Here is a 16,427-nt window from a genome sequence, read left to right on the forward strand (position 1 = left end):
AATCCTGTGGCCTGAAATGAGGGTTTGCCAAAGAAAAACCGCCAATTGACGTTTTTTGCGTGTTATCTGCCGCTTTCGCCCTTGCCCTGAACGCTTGTGTCTACGATTCTTCAAGAACAACGACAACACCCGAGTAACCACCATGAAAACCGTCGCCCAACTGCTCAAGCTCAAAGATCAGAAGAATCAGGAAGTGCACCAGATCAAACCCGATCACATGGTGCTTGAAGCGCTGATGAAGATGGCCGAGAAAAACGTCGGCGCCTTGCTGGTGGTGGACAATGATGAAGTGCTGGGCATCATCAGCGAACGGGACTATGCGCGCAAACTGGTGCTGCACGGCCGCTCTTCGGTGGGCACGCCGGTGCGCGACATCATGGTGTCACCGGTGATTACCGTCGACACCCATCAAACCGTGGATACCTGCCTGGGCATCATGTCCGATAAGCGCCTGCGTCACTTGCCGGTGGTGGAAAATGGCAAATTGATCGGCCTGCTGTCGATTGGTGACCTGGTGAAGGAAGCCATTGCCGAACAGGCTGAACTGATTCGCCAGCTGGAACAGTACATTCGCGGGGAGTGAGACCCAGACACAACATTCACCCAAAAAACCTGTGGGAGCGAGCTTGCTCACTCCCATAGGGTAAGTGGTGTTCTCAGGCTGGCCAATGCCTGGCGAACACCGGTGCCAGTGCCGGGTGGCGGTCGATGCGTTCCAGCCAGGCGAAAAAACCCGGTCGGGCATTGCGCAAATGTTCCCGAGTGCCCGCCCATCGCGAGATCACCGCCGCCAGCACATCCAGGGCCCCTGGCTTCTCGTTGCCCAGATACAACTCGCCCGAGAACTGATCGGCAAACACTTCCCAACTCCAGTGCAGGCGCTGGCGGGCTCCCGCCATGAGGTTCTGCCTGGTCGCCTCATCCGCCTCGGCCAGCCAGCGTTCGGGGTAATCAATGATGCCGATGGCCGCATAGCAATTGCTGACGATGTAAGCCAGGCCACGAATGGCCTGGTCCCGCTCGGCCGGATCTTGCGGCAACAATCCCGATGCGGGGAAGGTCAGCCCGAGGTGGATCAGGATCGCCGCACTCTCGGTCAGGACGCCGCCATCGGGTAGCTGCAAGGTCGGAATCTGTTTGAGCGGATTGAGTTTCTCCAGCGCCTGGGCCGCCTCTGCAGACGTCTCGACATCGATGAAGCGATAAGGAATATCACAGAGTTCAAGGGCGGCCTCGATGGCCGCCGCCCCGGAGTTCCGATAACCGTAGAGCTGGTACATGAACGTCTCCTTGTACACCGCGATCTCTGTGGCGCCTCATCGACCGTCCCGGTAGACGAACACGCCAGCTATCCAGTGTAGAAGCCGCCACCCGCCACGCAGCGACCGGCCGACGATCGCACCATCACGCTCGCAAGAGGTATGGCGTCGCACCTATCATTGCCGTCGATGTTCACCATCACTTCAATGAAGTTCTCTTAAAAAATCCCCGGCGTAACATCTGCTCCATACCAACCCATCAGCACCCCGGAGCACACCATCATGAAACGCCAGACCCTTCTCGGCATCGCTTTCTCGGTTTTCGCAGTTAACGCTTTTGCCGCAACTTCTGCTCAACCTGTGGTCGCTGAAGGCGGCTCGGATCGTCTGATTGAAAGCCGTGTGGCCGAGGGTGGTTCCGATCGCCTGATCGAGAATCGTGTGGCTGAAGGTGGTTCGGATCGTCTGCTGGAGAAACGTGTTGCCGAAGGCGGCTCCGACAAACTGCTGCAGAACCGCGTCGCTGAAGGCGGTTCCGACAAGCTGCTGCAGAACCGCGTTGCCGAAGGTGGTTCCGACAAGCTGCTGCAGAACCGCGTTGCCGAAGGTGGCTCCGACAAGCTGCTGCAAAACCGCGTCGCCGAAGGTGGTTCTGACCGCCTGATCGAAAGCCGCGCTGTCTGAATGCAGTGCTTTAGCGCAGGACTCATCGAAAACCCGGCCTCACCCGCCGGGTTTTTTATGTTTTTTTACGCCCCGATTACTTCCCTGCCCGCGCCATGCAGCGCTGGTAACGCTCATCGACCCGCTTGGCGAACCACGCGGTGGTGAGTTTGCGAGTGATTTTCGGGCTTTGCAGCATGATCCCGGGCAACACTTCACGGGGTAACGGCCGCCCCTCGGCCCGTTCCGCCAGCTCGAAAACCCGCCGATAGAGTTTGCTGTCTTCGAACGCCAGGGTGTTCCCCTCTTCCAGTTGCTCCCGGATCGTCGGATTGCGCATGTCCAGTTGCTTGCCGAGGGTACGCACGGCCAGCTCCGTGGTGCCGGGCATGATCGAACCGTAGCGCACCAGGTCGCCATCCAGCGCCAACGGGATACCGGACGCCCGGCTCACCGCGTTCTGAAACGCGGCGTTACGGCTGGCGTACCAACCGGCGTTGAAGTCCGCAAAGCGGTACAGCGGCTGCGGATAACTCACCGGATAGCCAAGCAAATGCGCGATGCCGAAATACATGCCGCCGCGCCGGGTAAACACTTCATGGCGAATCGAGCCCTTCACCGGGTACGGATAACCCTTGGCCTGCTGCTCGGCAAAGTCAATGCTGACCTGCATCGGCCCGCCGGTATGCACCGGGTTGAAGCCGCCAAACAGTTTTTTGCCCATCGGCACCATACCGATGAAGTCGTCGAAAATGGCGCTCAGCTCCTTTTCGCTGCGCGCGGCATTCAGACGGTCGCTGTAGCTTTTGCCATTGGGCGAATCGAGCTTTAACGCACCGCTCACCAGCAGGCCTGGAATGTGCGCCTTGGCGGCGCGACGGTCGATCTCGTCGCGGGCGATCTTGCCCAGCCCCGGTACGCTCGGATCGACCTGAAAGGTCGACTCCTGTTCGGTCACGGCCAGCACCGAGCACAGGTTTTTCGTGGTCGGCGAGATGTCTTGCGCGGTAAACGCCACCTGGATATCCGTGGCCCACCCCTGGGGATCGGCAGCTTTCGCCGGCAGCAAACGCACAATCTCGGCCTTCACTTCGGCCGGACTACGCGCCTCCGGCTCCTGGGTTCGTTGACTGCCGCAACCGGCCAGTACCAGCAAGGCGGCGATGCTTGAGATCAATCTATTGGCTTGCATGTCGTTCCATCTGATCCGTTGGTCGGGGTCAACCATACGACCAATGGCATGCCAGCGGCTACGGCCGCGGTAGTCCGATGGTTGCCGCCCTCCCCGACTGGACCATACTTTATCCACGTAGCGAGGAGGACAGGCTCATGCACCGCAGCGATGTGTTGATCATCGGCGCCGGCCCGACCGGGCTGGTCCTGGCGTTGTGGCTGAGCAAACTGGGCGTGCGCGTGCGGATTGTCGACAAAACCTCCGCCCCCGGCACCACGTCCCGAGCGCTGGCCGTCCAGGCACGGACACTGGAGTTGTATCGCCAGCTCGGACTGGACGACGCCGTGGTGCAAAACGGCCACCGGGTGGTGGCCGGCAACTTCTGGGTCAAGGGGGAGCCCGTGGCGCGCCTGCCCCTGTCTCAGATTGGCGAGGGCCTGACCCCTTACTCGTTTCTCGAGATTTTCCCGCAGGACGAACACGAACGACTGCTGATCGAGCGCCTGGAAGCCTTCGGCATTACGGTGGAACGCAACACCGAACTGACAAGCTTCGAGCAAACCGCAGACGGCATCACGGCCACGCTGCACCTGCCCGATGGTCAACAGGAAATCTGCCAGACCTGTTACCTGGCCGGGTGCGACGGTGCGCGGTCGATTGTGCGCAAGACCCTGGATACCGGGTTTCCCGGCGGGACTTACCAACAGATTTTCTACGTTGCCGACGTGCAGGCCAGCGGCCCGACATTCAACGGCGAACTGCATGTGGATCTCGACGAGGCGGACTTCCTCGCCGTATTCCCATTGGGAGGCGGTGGTCGTGCCCGTCTGATCGGCACAGTGCGCGACGAGCGCGCCGAACACGCCGAGACCCTGCGCTTCGAGGACGTCAGCAGCCGGGCCATCGAGCACATGAAGGTGAAGATCGAGCAACTGAACTGGTTTTCGACCTATCGCGTGCATCATCGGGTGGCGGATCACTTCCGCAAAGACCGGGCGTTTTTGCTGGGTGATGCCGCCCATGTGCACAGTCCGGCGGGCGGTCAGGGCATGAACACCGGGATTGGCGATGCCATCAACCTGGCCTGGAAACTGGCGGCCGTGTTGAGCGGTGGTGCCGAGGCCAGATTGCTCGACACCTATGAAACCGAGCGTATCGCCTTCGCCCGCAGACTGGTGGCCACCACTGACCGGGTATTCAACTTCATCACCGCCGAGGGGCGGATGGCCGATTTGCTGCGGACACGCCTGGCACCGCTCTTGATACCGAAAATAACCTCGTTCGAAACCTCCCGCGAGTTCCTGTTTCGCACGGTGTCGCAGATCACCCTGAATTATCGGGGCATGCCCTTGAGCACAGGCGTTGCCGGGCACGTGCATGGCGGTGATCGCCTGCCCTGGGCCCATGACAGTGAGGGGGATAATTTCGATTCGCTCAAGTGCCTGACCTGGCAGGTGCATGTCTATGGCGACACCAGCGACGAGATGATTGCCTGGTGCCACGAGCACCATTTACCGCTGCACGTGTTCGACTGGCGGCCGGCGTTCGAAGCAGCGGGACTGGGGCGCAACGGGTTTTACCTGTTACGGCCCGATACCTATGTGGCAATCGCCGAGACCTGCTCGGACCCGAAAGTGATCGAACGGTACTTGCGTGATCACGGTATCCGGCCGTTTTTCGGCGCACCCTGAGAACACCACATCCCCCCTTGTAGGAGCGATATGCGCTGATGCCTAGATCCCGGCCAGCGCCAGATCCATCGCAAAGTAAGTAAAGATCAGGTCGGCCCCGGCACGCTTGATCGCCCCCAGGCTCTCGCGCACCACGCGGTCCTCATCGATGGCCCCGGCCTGGGCGGCAAACTTGATCATCGCGTACTCACCGCTCACCTGATACGCCGACAGCGGCAGGCGCGAGGCTTCGCGAATGTCGCGGATGATGTCCAGGTACGCACCGGCAGGCTTGACCATCAATGCATCGGCGCCCTCCTGTTCGTCGAGCAATGATTCGCGCACCGCTTCGCGGCGGTTCATCGGGTTCATCTGGTAGCTTTTACGATCGCCCTTGAGCGCACTGCCACCCGCCTCGCGGAACGGGCCATAGAGCGCCGAGGCGAATTTGGTCGAATAGGCCATGATCGCCGTCTGGGTGAAGCCGGCATCATCGAGGGCCCGGCGAATCGCCTGGACCTGCCCGTCCATCGCCGCCGACGGGGCGATCACGTCGGCACCGGCACGGGCCGCCGCCACCGCTTGCCTGCCGAGGTTGATCAGGGTCTGGTCGTTGTCGACTTCATGGTCGTGCAACACGCCACAATGGCCGTGGTCAGTGTATTCGCAAAAACAGGTGTCGGACATCACGATCATTTCCGGCACCGCGTCCTTGGCAATGCGCGACATGCGCGAGACCAGGCCGTCATCTCGCCAAGTGTCGCTGCCGCTGCTGTCCAGGTGATGGGACACGCCGAAGGTCATCACCGACTTGATCCCGGCGCGGGCGTAGCGCTCGATCTCGCCGGCCAGTTTCGACTCGGGGATGCGCATCACACCGGGCATGCTCTTGATCGGCACGAAGTCGTCGATTTCTTCTTCGACGAAAATCGGCAGCACCAGATCGTTCAAGCTGAACTCGGTCTCCTGGAACAGGCTGCGCAGGCTCGCATTGCGGCGCAGACGGCGTGGGCGTGCTTCGGGGAACTGACTGGACATGGGTATTCCTGAATTTCAGAGGACGGAATGTGGGAGCGGTGGATCAGTTGGAGACGGGACTTGGAATCTGCAACCCGCGGACCACCGCCGGCCGCGCCAGGAAGCGTTCCAGCACCCGCGTGACGTTAGGGAAGCTCTGAATGCCCACCAGGTCGCCGGCTTCATAGAAGCCGATCAGGTTGCGCACCCACGGGAAGGTGGCGATGTCAGCGATGGTGTAGCGCTCGCCCATGATCCAGTCGCGCCCTTCAAGGCGGCCGTCGAGCACCTTGAGCAGGCGTTTGCTTTCCTCGACGTAGCGGTCACGGGGACGTTTGTCTTCGTAGTCCTTGCCGGCGAATTTGTTGAAAAACCCGAGTTGGCCGAACATCGGGCCAATGCCACCCATCTGGAACATCAGCCACTGAATCGTTTCGTAGCGCGCTGCCGATTCCTGGGCCAGCAGTTGTCCGCTCTTGTCGGCCAGGTAGATCAGGATCGCTCCCGACTCGAACAGCGCCAATGGCCGGTCGTCCGGACCGTGGGGGTCGAGGATCGCCGGGATCTTGTTGTTGGGGTTGAGTGAAAGAAATTCCGGGGACATCTGGTCGTTGGTGTCGAAGCCTACCCGGTGAGGTTCATACGGCAGGCCGATCTCTTCAAGCATGATCGAGACCTTGACGCCGTTGGGGGTCGGCAAGGAGTACAGCTGAATCCACTCCGGGTATTGGGCAGGCCATTTGCGGGTGATGGGGAATGCGGATAAATCGGTCATGGGCTGGATCCACGAAGACATTGAGAGTGACGATCATAATGGAGATAGCGGCTCAGCGATCCCTTGCAGCCATTAATCTCGCTGATAGACGAGATCAAAAGAGATCACGACTGTTTCAACCCCATCAGGTGTAGCGTGTCCACAATTTCGCAACATCCTGTCGATAACCTTCACTGCAACCCGTTGACGGTTACCGGTACATTGCTGCGCTTTCGACCGGAATCGAACCAAACGGACTGAGAGGACTCTGAGCACCCCCCCTTTTGAGAACGGACCGGTTTCAACGACATGGAAAACACCCGACGCAGGAAAATCGTGGTGTAAAGGTTTGTCAGCCTTAACCGAATTGCGCTGAAGAACTCTTTACTCATGAATTTGTTCAATATTGCCAACCGCTTCAGACATCGCGCCTACCTGCTGTTGCCCGCTTTGCTGGCGGTCAGCGCACTGTTTCTGTCGCTGGAGGCCAGCCAAAGCCGCGCCCAGCCGATGGATGGCATCCAGACGCTGGTTTTCCTGCGCCACGGGGAAAAACCCGCCGGCGGCTTGGGCCAGCTCAATTGCCAGGGGCTGAACCGCGCCATCGACCTGGCGACGCTGCTGCCGGAAAAGTTTGGCAAGGCCAACTATGTGTTTGCGGCGAACCCGACCCGTAACGTCGAGGAAGGCGAGTTCGACAACTCCTACAGTTACATCCGCCCCCTGATGACCATCAGCCCCAGCGCGATCAAGCTGGGCCTGCCGGTGAACATCGATTTTTCCGCCAATGACACCAGCGACCTGGCCGAAGAACTGCTTCACGACAAATATCACAACTCGGTCATCTACACCGCCTGGTCACACGGCTACCTGCCGGAGCTGATCAACACGGTGGCCGGTGAAGCCACCGGCAAGAAAATGACCCTCATGCAAGACTGGGAATCCAGCGATTATGACTCGCTGTATGTGCTCACCTTGACCTGGCACAACGGCAAGGCCAGTGTGCAGAGCCATGTGTACAAGCAAGGCCTGAACAATGGCCCGGAAACCTGCCCGACCTGAGGTTGTGCATTGCTTGATCGGGCCCCATCGCGAGCAGGCTCGCTCCCACACTGAATCTGCGTCGAACACAAAAACTGTACTCAATGAAGATCTACTGTAGGAGCGAGCCTGCTCGCGAAGGGGCCAGTAAAACCTACATCACTTTCGTTGATTCACTCGCTCGCGCAGATACTCGAGAACCGCCCCTCGCTCCCCGGCAAACTCGATCCGCGCGTCCTTCTTCTCCCGCTGAAACGCATACATCGGATCGTAATACTCGCGCAGCAATCCTTCGATCCAGCCGCGGTGCAGATCCACCGCGCCGCTGCGGGCCTGCTCCGCCAATGCCTCTTCCATCAAAACCAGCATGCGCCGATGACGTTCGCCGCCCAGGCGTTTCTGCACATTGTTCAGGCTCGTCAGCAACCGTTCGGAAAACAGCGCAAAGCCCTCCTCGCCATGCACGTCGATGAATTCTGCGCATAGATCCACCACGTAATCGCGCAGGATCCGCTCGACCCGACCTTCCAGGCTGTCTTCCAGCCACACCATCGGAAACTGCTGCATGCCCTGGTACAGCGGCAATGGCAACGCACAACTGCCGACTGCGCGGCTTTCGTCTTCCAATACGAACTGCTCGATGCCCCTGGCGCGTTTTTTCAGTACATCCACGGCCAAACGGTTTTCGAAGTCGATGTTCGATGGCTGACCCGTGGCGCGCTTGCCGAAACTGGAGCCGCGATGGTTGGCATGACCTTCAAGGTCCACGCTGTTGCCCAATTGCTTGAGCACCTCGGTCTTGCCCGTGCCGGTCATGCCGCCCAACAGGACGAAATCGCACTGGGTCACGGCTTGATCGAGGGTGTCCAGCAGGAAGGTACGCATGGCCTTGTAGCCGCCGCCCACCCGAGGGTAATCGATGCCCGCCTCGTCCTTGAGCCATTGCTGGACTATCTGCGAGCGCAGGCCGCCGCGAAAGCAGTACAGCAGGCCATCGGGATGCGCCCGGGCAAAATCGGCCCAGGCCTGGATGCGTTCGGCCTTGACCGCGCCCGACACCAGTTGATGCCCCAGCACGATGGCCGCCTGCTGGCCATGCTGCTTGTAGCACGTGCCGACCCGCTGGCGTTCAAGGTCATTCATCAACGGCAGGTTGATCACTCCGGGAAACGCGCCCTTGTTGAATTCGACTGGCGCGCGGGTGTCCATCATGGGCCGGTCGTTGAGGAAGATGTCGCGGTAATCGGTGCAGTCGACAGACATCAAATCACCTCGACCGCGTTGCTCTGTCGCTCGACCAGTTCACCGATCGGTTCCAGGCTCAGGCCCAGTTCGGCGGCCACCGAGAGAAACTGCTCGTTGCCTTGCGGCGTTACGGCAATCAGCAGGCCGCCGCTGGTCTGCGGATCGCAGAGAACGCGTTTGTGCAGTTCCTGGAGCCGCCCGAGCTTGCTCGCGTAGCTGTCGAAATTGCGCAGCGTACCGCCCGGTACGCAGCCCTGTTCGAGGTAATACTCGACACCCGGCAAGCGCGGTACGCGGGCATATTCGATACGCGCCGTGAGCTGGCTGCCGTCGGCCATTTCTACCAGGTGCCCGAGCAGGCCGAAACCGGTGACATCGGTCATCGCGGTTACGCCGTCGAGCTTGCCGAAACGGCTGCCGGGTTTGTTCAGGGTGCACATCCAGTCCCGGGCCAGGCCGATGTCGGCATTGCGCAACTTGCCCTTCTTCTCGGCCGTCGTAAGGATGCCAATGCCCAGGGGCTTGGTGAGGTAGAGCAGGCAACCGGCTGTGGCAGTGTCGTTGCGCTTCATATGGCGCTTTTCCACCAGACCGGTGACGGCCAGGCCAAAGATCGGTTCTGGCGCGTCGATGGAGTGCCCACCTGCCAGCGGGATGCCCGCCTCGTCACACACCGAACGGCCGCCGCGTATCACTTCCCGGGCAATTTCCGGGGCCAGTACGTTCACCGGCCAGCCCAGAATCGCAATCGCCATCAACGGATCGCCGCCCATCGCATAGATGTCGCTGATGGCATTGGTGGCGGCAATTCGACCGAAATCGAAGGGATCGTCGACGATCGGCATGAAAAAGTCCGTGGTCGAGACCACTCCGCGCTCTTCGTCGATCGCATACACCGCCGCGTCGTCGCGCGAGGCGTTGCCGACCCAGAGTTTCGGGTCGAGGTTCTGCGCCCCGCTGCCGGCCAGGATCACTTCCAGCACCTGAGGGGAAATCTTGCAACCGCATCCAGCACCGTGGCTGTATTGGGTCAGGCGAATCGGCTCGCTCATGGGGGTACCTCATTGGGTCAATGAGGCCGATTCTAGCAGAGCGGGGCATGCGCAAGTCGTTGTGCGGCCCCTGTGGGAGCGGTTATGGCAGCAAAATCACCTTGTCACCGCTGCCCTGATTCACGTCGGCATAACGCTCCAGGCCTTCGGCCAATGGCGACTCGCACAAGCCCTGCGGCAACGGCAACAGGTCCTGATCGAAGAACCGGCCAAAGTGCTCGAGCATCGCCGCACACGCCTGTACCCCGTACAGCAACGAGTTGATCCCCACCACTGAGCCGCCCTTGCGATACAACGCCAGGGCCGGCAACTGCACATGACCGTCCACGGGTGCGGCGATGATCGCGATGCGGCCGAACGCGGCCAGGGCTGGCACCGAGGCCGGCAGCCAGAATCCGGTGGTGTCGAAAATCACGTCGGCGCCGCCGGCATAGACCGCGTTGACCTGGGCCCCGAGGTCTTCGGGTTTATCCAGTTGCAGGGCCTGGTAGCCCTGCTCCTGCAAGTCCTTGACCTGCTCGGGACGCCGCGCAGCTGCCAGCACCCGGGCACCGCGCACCTTGGCCAAGGCCAGCGCGGCACTGCCGACCGCCCCGCCACCGATGACCAGCAATCGGGTTTCGGCGGTCACCAGGCTGCGTTCCAGCGCATCCCACGCCGTGGTGTACGGCACGCCGAGGCTGGCGGCCTGGGCGAAGCTCAGGTGCGTGGGTTTGAGCGCTACGCCATTGGCCGGCAGCTTGACGAACTGCGCGTGGGAACCGTCGGCGAAAAAACCCAGTTCCCGGCCCGTGCCCCAGACTTCCTGACCGATCAGCGCCTGCGGGCCGGCCACGACCACACCGGCAAAATCACGACCGGGAATCCGCGGCAGGGTGGTGTAGGGAAAACGCCCAAGCACGTTCTTCACATCGCTTGGGTTCAGACCCGCGGCCTTGATCTCGACCAGCACTTCATCGGCGCCGGGAACAGGAGTCGGCACCTCGACGTAGCGCAGGGCCGAGAGATCACCGGTTTTATCGAATTGCAGAGCTTTCATGGGCGTATCCATCGAGTCAAAGAGGGTTCAGGAAATCCAGCCAGCCACCAGCTCCCGCCCCATTGGCCAGAGCTTTTCACCGGCGAGCATGCCGAGCAGACCAACCAACGCGATGGCCGGGGGTGCGGGGGAACGAAAGTCCAGGGCGCCGTAGAGCAGACCGACGCCCAGACCGATGGCCAGTGACATGAGGTAGTTCACGGCAGACTCCGGGGGCAATTGAGGTATGCGTTGAGTCTAGAGGGCGATGCTGGAGAGCATCGGCCAAGTGCTTCTGAATTTCGGCCAAAGCATGGCCCGGCGAATTCAGCCTTGGCGTTGCGTCGCCGGAAACTGTGAAGGGGCGACACCCAGCTCACGACGAAACATGTCACTGAAGCTGCTCGGCGAATAGCCCAGCTCCCGGGCAATCGCGCTGACCGGTACGCCCTGGATCAACTCGGCCACCGCCGTCGCCAGTTGCACCTGACGCCGCCACTCGGCGAAGCCCATGCCCAAACCGTCCTTGAACAGCCGCGCCAGGGTCCGCACGCTGGCACCGGCGGTTTCTGCGTGCTGTTCGAACGGAATATCCAGAGAAGGCGCAGACATGACCGCCTGACACAGGTTCATCAGCCGTCGATCGGAATCATCCGGCAGCGGGATTTTCAGCAGCGAACGCCTGGCGCGCCTGAGCTCCAGCAACGCCAGGCCCACCAGCGCGTCGTAATACTCGGGCGGCCCGTCGTTGCCCTGCTCCACCAGCCCGACGATCAGCTCGCGCAGCAAGCCGCCGACCTCGATGACTTGCACGCTGTCATCCAGGGTCGCAGCCAGGGACGGGCGCAAGTAGATATTACGCATTTGCAGGTCGGACACCACGCGAATCCCGTGGGGCACGCCGGGCGGCAACCACACCGCCCGCTGCGGCGGCACTACCAGCGCCTCGTGCGGCGTCTCGACCCACATCACCCCGCTCATCGCATACAGCAACTGACCCCAGACGTGCTCATGGGGCTCGATGTACAGCCCGCGCGGATAGGTGCGAGCCAGCGGCTGCACGGGCACATCGGTGTCACTCAGGTCAGGCGGTGCGGCGAGGGCCATGGTCTATGTTCATTGGGAGCGGGAAGATTGCATGGTAACGGGGCGTCGATTTTGTCGCCAGCAACCGCCGGAGTCCGACAATCCGAATGAATTTTCCCGGTGGCACGCGATCCTTCTATGTACAACAGGGAGGAACCGGCGGTTTATGAACAGTGCAAAGTTATTCGTCATCGAGTACACCCTCCATGGCGCTCCCAAATCATTCATTATCCGACTGGACAAAATGGATAATGCAGAAGCCTGGCATTGGGCGAGCTGTGACGCGGGGGTGGGGCGAATCCCCCGGTTTGGACGCGAGAAGGTGCAAAAGACCAGCAAGCCGATGGCTGAAAAATTCGGCGTGGAAAACGTCAAGTGGCGGCCGGCGAACTGATCTCCGGCAATCATCAGGTTCGAGGGGGAAGAGACATGAGCGCAACACCCATCAGCAGCCCTGCGCAACTGGACTACGTTCTGGACACATCGTTCGGCCGCACCACCAAAAGCGCCGAGTGCCGGATCGGACTGGAGCAGGTCGAAAATGACGCCTTTTGCTTCGCCATACGCATCCCGCCGCCACTGCCGGAAGATCTGGAGCATGCCAGGACCCTCGTGCTGCGGGTCGAAGGGCGGCGCCTGCAGGGCAGTGTCCGCCACAGCGAACGCCTGGAAGATGACAGCCTCAGGCTGGAAGTGGAGCCGGACTAGGCTCCACTTTTGCGTGTACCGTGGTTTCAGTGGGCGCACTTGCAGTCTTTATGAGCGCACTCCTCGCCGTGCTCATGGTGTTTGGCACAGGCTTCACAGCAGTAATGCTTGCCGTGACGGGCAATCGGATGTTCACCGAGTTTGCAGGTACATTTCGGACAATCGCAGATACTTTCACGGTCAATCATGGGGCTGACTCCTTTTGTGTGGTCGTCAGTGCTCAGATGCACACCGTAAGTGTAGGAGCTGCCGCAGGCTGTGATCTTTTGTGGCGAGGGAGCTTGCTCGCCACAAAAGCTTCAATCAGATACGGAACTGTCCGACCAGACTGCCCAGGCGCTGACCGAGGTCGGCCAGGCTACGGGAAGTTTGCGCGCCAAGTTGGGTTTCGTCGGCGACGTTATCCACCGCCACGGCAATCTGGTGCACGCTGCGATTGATCTCTTCGGCCACGGCGGTCTGTTCTTCGGCGGCACTGGCGATCTGCGCGTTCATCGAGTTGATGGTCGCGATCAGCTGGGCCATGGTGTCCAGCGAAGCCCCCGCCTCGTTGGCCTGGGCCGAGGTGCCGTCGCCCGCCTCGCTGGAGCGACGCATCGCCTCCACCGCCGACCGGGTGCCGGCCTGCAAGCGGTCGATCATGCCCTGGATTTCCTGGGTGCTGATTTGCGTGCGGCTGGCCAGCGCCCGCACTTCATCGGCCACCACTGCAAAACCGCGCCCGGCCTCGCCGGCGCGGGCGGCTTCGATTGCGGCGTTGAGCGCCAGCAGGTTGGTCTGCTCGGCAATCGAGCGGATCACCCCAAGCACGCTGACAATCGATGACACGTCTTTTTGCAGGCTGTCGAGGGACACGCCGCTGCTGCGGATGTCGTCCACCAGCGCATGGATCTTCTCGATGCTGCCGGCCACCACACGCTTGGCCGCCTGCCCTTCTTCGTCGGTCTGCCGGGCTGCCACCGCGGCGTTCTGCGCGCTCTTGGCCACTTCCTGGGCCGCCGCCGACATTTCATTGATAGCCGTGGCCACCTGATCGGTCTCATGGCGCTGACGCTCCATGGCCTGGTCCGAGCGATGGGCCTGGTCGGACACCTGACTCACCAGCCCGGTCAGTTGCGAGGTCATTTCGGTGATCTGGCGCACCAGCCCGTGAATCTTGTCGACGAAACGGTTGAACGAGCCAGCCAGTTCGCCGAGCTCATCCTGGCTGGTGAGCGTCAGGCGACGGGTCAGATCGCCCTCGCCTGCCGCGATGTCGTCGAGGTTGGTTTTCATCAGATGCAGCGGGCGCAGAATGGTGTTGGCCAGCAACATCCCGGCAGCGGCAATCACCAGCAGCACCACGACCGCCACGCCGACGATGCTCAGCACCATGCCTTGCATGCGCTCCTGGACCTTGGCTTCGACCACCGCCACTTGCGCTTCAATGCCGTCGAGGTTGACCGAGGTACCGACCGCCATGTCCCACTTCGACAGGTATTCGGTGTAGCCGAGCTTGGGCACCAGCACCTGGGTGTTGCCGGGTAACGGCGAGCTGTATTGCAGGTAGTGCGTACCGTCCTTGGCGACTTTCACCAGGTCGCGGTTGACGTAAACACCGTTCGGATCGCGGTTGTCCTTGAAGCTTTGGCCCACGCCTTCGGGGCTGCTGGCCTTGAACAGGCGCACGGTGTTGGAGTCGTAGCCGAAGAAGTAGCCGTCCTTGCCATAGGTGATGCTCGACAGCAGCTTGATCACCTGGGCCCGCGCCGCCTGATCGCCGGGGGCGGCCGCGTCGTAAAGCGGTTTGATCGTGGTCATGGCCACGGCCACGTAACTTTGCAAGGTCGCCTTGGCATCGCTGAGCAGGCGTTCGCGAGTCTGCTCGACTTCCTTGCGAGCCTGATCCTGAAGAATGAACAGCGTGGTCAGGCTGATGACCAGCGCAAACAGCAACACCGGGAGGACGGCAAGGGACAGGACTTTAGCCTTGAGGCTCATGCGCATGACGCTCACTCTTTTGATTTTGTTGGCGTGGTTAAAACCTTTAACGGCAGGCCGGATCAAAAGTTGAACGTCATGAAATGGACTAGCGCTCCCACAGGGTTTCAGGTGTTTAAAGGACCATCGCCGCCACCCAGCCGAACGCCAGCAGCGGCAGGTTGTAGTGCAGGAAGGTCGGGACCACGGTGTCCCAGATGTGATGGTGCTGGCCGTCGATGTTCAGGCCGGAGGTCGGGCCGAGGGTCGAGTCCGAAGCCGGCGAACCGGCATCGCCCAGGGCGCCGGCGGTACCGACGATGCACACGATCGCCAACGGGCTGAAGCCCAGTTGCACGCACAGCGGCACGAAGATCGCCGCCAGAATCGGCACGGTGGAGAACGACGAGCCGATGCCCATGGTCACCAGCAGCCCCACCAGCAGCATCAACAAGGCGCCGATGCCTTTGCTGTGATCGATGTACGACGCCGACGACTCGACCAGCGTCTGCACCTCACCGGTGGCCTTCATCACTTCGGCAAACCCCGAGGCGGCGATCATGATGAAACCGATCATCGCCATCATTTTCATGCCTTCGGTGAACAGGTCATCGGTGTCGCGCCATTTGACGATGCCCGACACCGAGAAAATCAGGAAGCCGACCAGAGCACCGATAATCATCGAATCGAGCAACAACTGAATGATGAACGCCGCCGCGACGGCCACGCCGGCCACCATCAGGCTCAGCGGGTTGTATTGCACCGCCACTTGCTCGACCTGTTCGATCCTTGCCAGGTCATAGACACGCTTCTTGCGGTAGCTGACAAACGCGATCAACAGGCCCGCCACCATACCCAGGGCCGGAATGCCCATGACGTGGGTCACATTGATGCCGCTGATGTCCACGCCGCTGCGGGCGACGTTGGCCAGCAGGATCTCATTGAGGAAGATGTTGCCGAAGCCCACCGGCAGGAACATGTAGGGCGTGATCAAACCGAAGGTCATGACACAGGCGATCAGTCGACGGTCCAGTTGCAGCCTGGTCAGCACATACAGAAGCGGCGGCACCAGCAATGGAATGAACGCGATATGGATCGGCAGGATGTTCTGCGAGGCAATGGCCACGACCCAGAGCAGGCCAATCAGCAGCCATTTGACCTGTCCACCGCCGCTGGCATGCTGGCGATCGACCATCGCCAGCGCCTTGTCGGCCAGCGCATGGGCCATGCCGGACTTGGCAATGGCCACGGCGAAAGCGCCCAGCAAGGCGTAGGACAACGCCACCGTCGCCCCACCACCGAGGCCACTGTTGAAAGCCTTGAGTGTCGCCTCGATCCCCAGGCCACCGGTCAGGCCACCGACCAGCGCACCGACGATCAGGGCAATCACCACATGCACGCGGGACAGGCTGAGTACCAGCATGATGCCGACCGCGGCAATGACTGCATTCATTTCTTTACCTCGATACAAACGAAAAGACTCCGTCCGGCAGTCTGCGAAGAGCCGCCAGCGGATTAAGGAATGGGTTTTATTAGAGGGCGCGCACTGTGCCGCAGCATCACCTCCTTGTCAAAGCACCCCGGCGCTGTCGATATGTAACGGCATGTGATGACCTGTAGGAGTGAGCTAGCTCGCGATGCACCTGAGAGCACCGGGGGGTATCAGGTTTCCATCGTCATCGTTGACGACCATCGCGAGCATGCTCGCTCCTACAAGGGGGAAGTGTTTGATAGCCGATAAACGGAATAAAGAAACCAAAATCCCGGCCGTTACAGTGCAA

Annotated in this window: 18 protein-coding genes and 1 pseudogene; 6 read left to right on the plus strand and 13 right to left on the minus strand. The window is 61.1% G+C overall.

The window, feature by feature from the left end; translation table 11 throughout:
* Positions 1-142: 142 nt before the first annotated feature.
* Positions 143-583 carry a CBS domain-containing protein gene (locus CAF65_RS26405; protein ID WP_008021710.1) on the plus strand — a complete coding sequence of 147 codons (441 nt, stop codon included), beginning with the start codon at positions 143-145 and terminating at the stop codon, positions 581-583.
* A gap of 73 nt (positions 584-656) precedes the next feature.
* On the opposite strand, the gene CAF65_RS26410 is transcribed toward CAF65_RS26405, so the two are convergent.
* Positions 657-1,280 carry a glutathione S-transferase gene (locus tag CAF65_RS26410; protein WP_085718929.1) on the minus strand — a complete coding sequence of 208 codons (624 nt, stop codon included), beginning with the start codon at positions 1,278-1,280 and terminating at the stop codon, positions 657-659.
* Positions 1,281-1,541: 261 nt separating this feature from the next.
* On the opposite strand from CAF65_RS26410, the gene CAF65_RS26415 reads away from it, so the two are divergent.
* Positions 1,542-1,943, plus strand: a complete 402-nt coding sequence (locus CAF65_RS26415) for a hypothetical protein (protein ID WP_085718055.1) — start codon at positions 1,542-1,544, stop codon at positions 1,941-1,943.
* A gap of 76 nt (positions 1,944-2,019) precedes the next feature.
* On the opposite strand, the gene CAF65_RS26420 is transcribed toward CAF65_RS26415, so the two are convergent.
* Positions 2,020-3,114, minus strand: coding sequence for a DUF1615 domain-containing protein (locus CAF65_RS26420; protein ID WP_085718930.1), 1,095 nt, complete (start codon positions 3,112-3,114; stop codon positions 2,020-2,022).
* A 137-nt stretch (positions 3,115-3,251) separates the two neighbouring features.
* Between CAF65_RS26420 and CAF65_RS26425 the strand changes: the two genes are divergently transcribed.
* Positions 3,252-4,787, plus strand: coding sequence for an FAD-dependent oxidoreductase (locus CAF65_RS26425; protein WP_085718931.1), 1,536 nt, complete (start codon positions 3,252-3,254; stop codon positions 4,785-4,787).
* Between the two features lie 42 nt (positions 4,788-4,829).
* Here CAF65_RS26425 and hemB read toward each other — a convergent pair whose 3' ends face one another.
* Entirely contained in the window at positions 4,830-5,804 is a 975-nt protein-coding gene (gene hemB / locus CAF65_RS26430; protein WP_085718932.1) for a porphobilinogen synthase, read from the minus strand.
* A gap of 43 nt (positions 5,805-5,847) precedes the next feature.
* On the minus strand, positions 5,848-6,558 hold the full coding sequence (locus tag CAF65_RS26435) for a glutathione S-transferase family protein (protein WP_085718933.1): 711 nt from the start codon (positions 6,556-6,558) through the stop codon (positions 5,848-5,850).
* Positions 6,559-6,927: 369 nt separating this feature from the next.
* On the opposite strand from CAF65_RS26435, the gene CAF65_RS26440 reads away from it, so the two are divergent.
* On the plus strand, positions 6,928-7,599 hold the full coding sequence (locus CAF65_RS26440) for a histidine phosphatase family protein (protein WP_085718934.1): 672 nt from the start codon (positions 6,928-6,930) through the stop codon (positions 7,597-7,599).
* 138 nt (positions 7,600-7,737) lie between these two features.
* Here CAF65_RS26440 and mnmH read toward each other — a convergent pair whose 3' ends face one another.
* From mnmH to CAF65_RS26465, 5 genes are all read right to left on the minus strand, one after another.
* The gene (gene mnmH, locus CAF65_RS26445; RefSeq protein ID WP_085718935.1) at positions 7,738-8,841 is read right to left on the minus strand and encodes a tRNA 2-selenouridine(34) synthase MnmH; all 1,104 of its coding nucleotides are present in this window, start codon (positions 8,839-8,841) and stop codon (positions 7,738-7,740) included.
* Positions 8,841-9,875 carry a selenide, water dikinase SelD gene (gene selD, locus CAF65_RS26450; protein WP_085718936.1) on the minus strand — a complete coding sequence of 345 codons (1,035 nt, stop codon included), beginning with the start codon at positions 9,873-9,875 and terminating at the stop codon, positions 8,841-8,843. The genes mnmH and selD overlap by 1 nt, the downstream gene beginning before the upstream one ends.
* Positions 9,876-9,957: 82 nt before the next feature.
* Positions 9,958-10,914 carry a zinc-binding alcohol dehydrogenase family protein gene (locus CAF65_RS26455; RefSeq protein ID WP_085718937.1) on the minus strand — a complete coding sequence of 319 codons (957 nt, stop codon included), beginning with the start codon at positions 10,912-10,914 and terminating at the stop codon, positions 9,958-9,960.
* Positions 10,915-10,941: 27 nt separating this feature from the next.
* Positions 10,942-11,115 (minus strand): DUF1427 family protein, encoded by a 174-nt coding sequence (locus CAF65_RS26460; RefSeq protein WP_007982408.1) that lies wholly within the window; start codon positions 11,113-11,115, stop codon positions 10,942-10,944.
* Positions 11,116-11,220: 105 nt separating this feature from the next.
* Entirely contained in the window at positions 11,221-12,000 is a 780-nt protein-coding gene (locus CAF65_RS26465; protein ID WP_085718938.1) for a helix-turn-helix domain-containing protein, read from the minus strand.
* A 145-nt stretch (positions 12,001-12,145) separates the two neighbouring features.
* Between CAF65_RS26465 and CAF65_RS26470 the strand changes: the two genes are divergently transcribed.
* Positions 12,146-12,373 carry a DUF6555 family protein gene (locus CAF65_RS26470; RefSeq protein WP_007982405.1) on the plus strand — a complete coding sequence of 76 codons (228 nt, stop codon included), beginning with the start codon at positions 12,146-12,148 and terminating at the stop codon, positions 12,371-12,373.
* Positions 12,374-12,408: 35 nt separating this feature from the next.
* The gene (locus tag CAF65_RS26475) at positions 12,409-12,687 is read left to right on the plus strand and encodes a hypothetical protein (protein ID WP_085718939.1); all 279 of its coding nucleotides are present in this window, start codon (positions 12,409-12,411) and stop codon (positions 12,685-12,687) included.
* A 26-nt stretch (positions 12,688-12,713) separates the two neighbouring features.
* Here CAF65_RS26475 and CAF65_RS26480 read toward each other — a convergent pair whose 3' ends face one another.
* The 4 genes and pseudogenes from CAF65_RS26480 to CAF65_RS26490 all read right to left on the minus strand — a co-directional run bounded on the left by CAF65_RS26480 (position 12,714) and on the right by CAF65_RS26490 (position 16,099).
* Positions 12,714-12,875: a metallothionein gene (locus CAF65_RS26480; RefSeq protein WP_085718940.1), complete on the minus strand. Its 162-nt coding sequence runs from the start codon at positions 12,873-12,875 to the stop codon at positions 12,714-12,716.
* Between the two features lie 115 nt (positions 12,876-12,990).
* Positions 12,991-13,812, minus strand: a complete 822-nt coding sequence (locus CAF65_RS29160; protein WP_371919030.1) for a methyl-accepting chemotaxis protein — start codon at positions 13,810-13,812, stop codon at positions 12,991-12,993.
* A 36-nt stretch (positions 13,813-13,848) separates the two neighbouring features.
* Positions 13,849-14,673, minus strand: a pseudogene (locus tag CAF65_RS29165) (cache domain-containing protein); the annotation flags it as partial.
* A gap of 109 nt (positions 14,674-14,782) precedes the next feature.
* A complete protein-coding gene (locus CAF65_RS26490) occupies positions 14,783-16,099 on the minus strand; it encodes a Na+/H+ antiporter family protein (protein ID WP_085718942.1) in 1,317 nt (438 codons plus the stop codon).
* Positions 16,100-16,427 lie beyond the last annotated feature (328 nt).

This window comes from Pseudomonas sp. B28(2017), from assembly GCF_002113025.1.
Lineage (GTDB): Bacteria > Pseudomonadota > Gammaproteobacteria > Pseudomonadales > Pseudomonadaceae > Aquipseudomonas.

Coding starts and splice junctions, on each gene's coding strand:
- mnmH (WP_085718935.1), bottom strand. CDS start 8,841: ATGTCTGTCGACTGCACCGATTACCGCGACATCTTCCTCAACGACCGG.
- CAF65_RS26415 (WP_085718055.1), top strand. CDS start 1,542: ATGAAACGCCAGACCCTTCTCGGCATCGCTTTCTCGGTTTTCGCAGTT.
- CAF65_RS26410 (WP_085718929.1), bottom strand. CDS start 1,280: ATGTACCAGCTCTACGGTTATCGGAACTCCGGGGCGGCGGCCATCGAG.
- CAF65_RS26455 (WP_085718937.1), bottom strand. CDS start 10,914: ATGAAAGCTCTGCAATTCGATAAAACCGGTGATCTCTCGGCCCTGCGC.
- CAF65_RS26480 (WP_085718940.1), bottom strand. CDS start 12,875: ATGATTGACCGTGAAAGTATCTGCGATTGTCCGAAATGTACCTGCAAA.
- CAF65_RS26475 (WP_085718939.1), top strand. CDS start 12,409: ATGAGCGCAACACCCATCAGCAGCCCTGCGCAACTGGACTACGTTCTG.
- selD (WP_085718936.1), bottom strand. CDS start 9,875: ATGAGCGAGCCGATTCGCCTGACCCAATACAGCCACGGTGCTGGATGC.
- CAF65_RS26425 (WP_085718931.1), top strand. CDS start 3,252: ATGCACCGCAGCGATGTGTTGATCATCGGCGCCGGCCCGACCGGGCTG.
- CAF65_RS29160 (WP_371919030.1), bottom strand. CDS start 13,812: ATGACCTCGCAACTGACCGGGCTGGTGAGTCAGGTGTCCGACCAGGCC.
- CAF65_RS26470 (WP_007982405.1), top strand. CDS start 12,146: ATGAACAGTGCAAAGTTATTCGTCATCGAGTACACCCTCCATGGCGCT.
- CAF65_RS26465 (WP_085718938.1), bottom strand. CDS start 12,000: ATGGCCCTCGCCGCACCGCCTGACCTGAGTGACACCGATGTGCCCGTG.
- CAF65_RS26435 (WP_085718933.1), bottom strand. CDS start 6,558: ATGACCGATTTATCCGCATTCCCCATCACCCGCAAATGGCCTGCCCAA.
- CAF65_RS26420 (WP_085718930.1), bottom strand. CDS start 3,114: ATGCAAGCCAATAGATTGATCTCAAGCATCGCCGCCTTGCTGGTACTG.
- CAF65_RS26440 (WP_085718934.1), top strand. CDS start 6,928: ATGAATTTGTTCAATATTGCCAACCGCTTCAGACATCGCGCCTACCTG.
- CAF65_RS26405 (WP_008021710.1), top strand. CDS start 143: ATGAAAACCGTCGCCCAACTGCTCAAGCTCAAAGATCAGAAGAATCAG.
- CAF65_RS26490 (WP_085718942.1), bottom strand. CDS start 16,099: ATGAATGCAGTCATTGCCGCGGTCGGCATCATGCTGGTACTCAGCCTG.
- hemB (WP_085718932.1), bottom strand. CDS start 5,804: ATGTCCAGTCAGTTCCCCGAAGCACGCCCACGCCGTCTGCGCCGCAAT.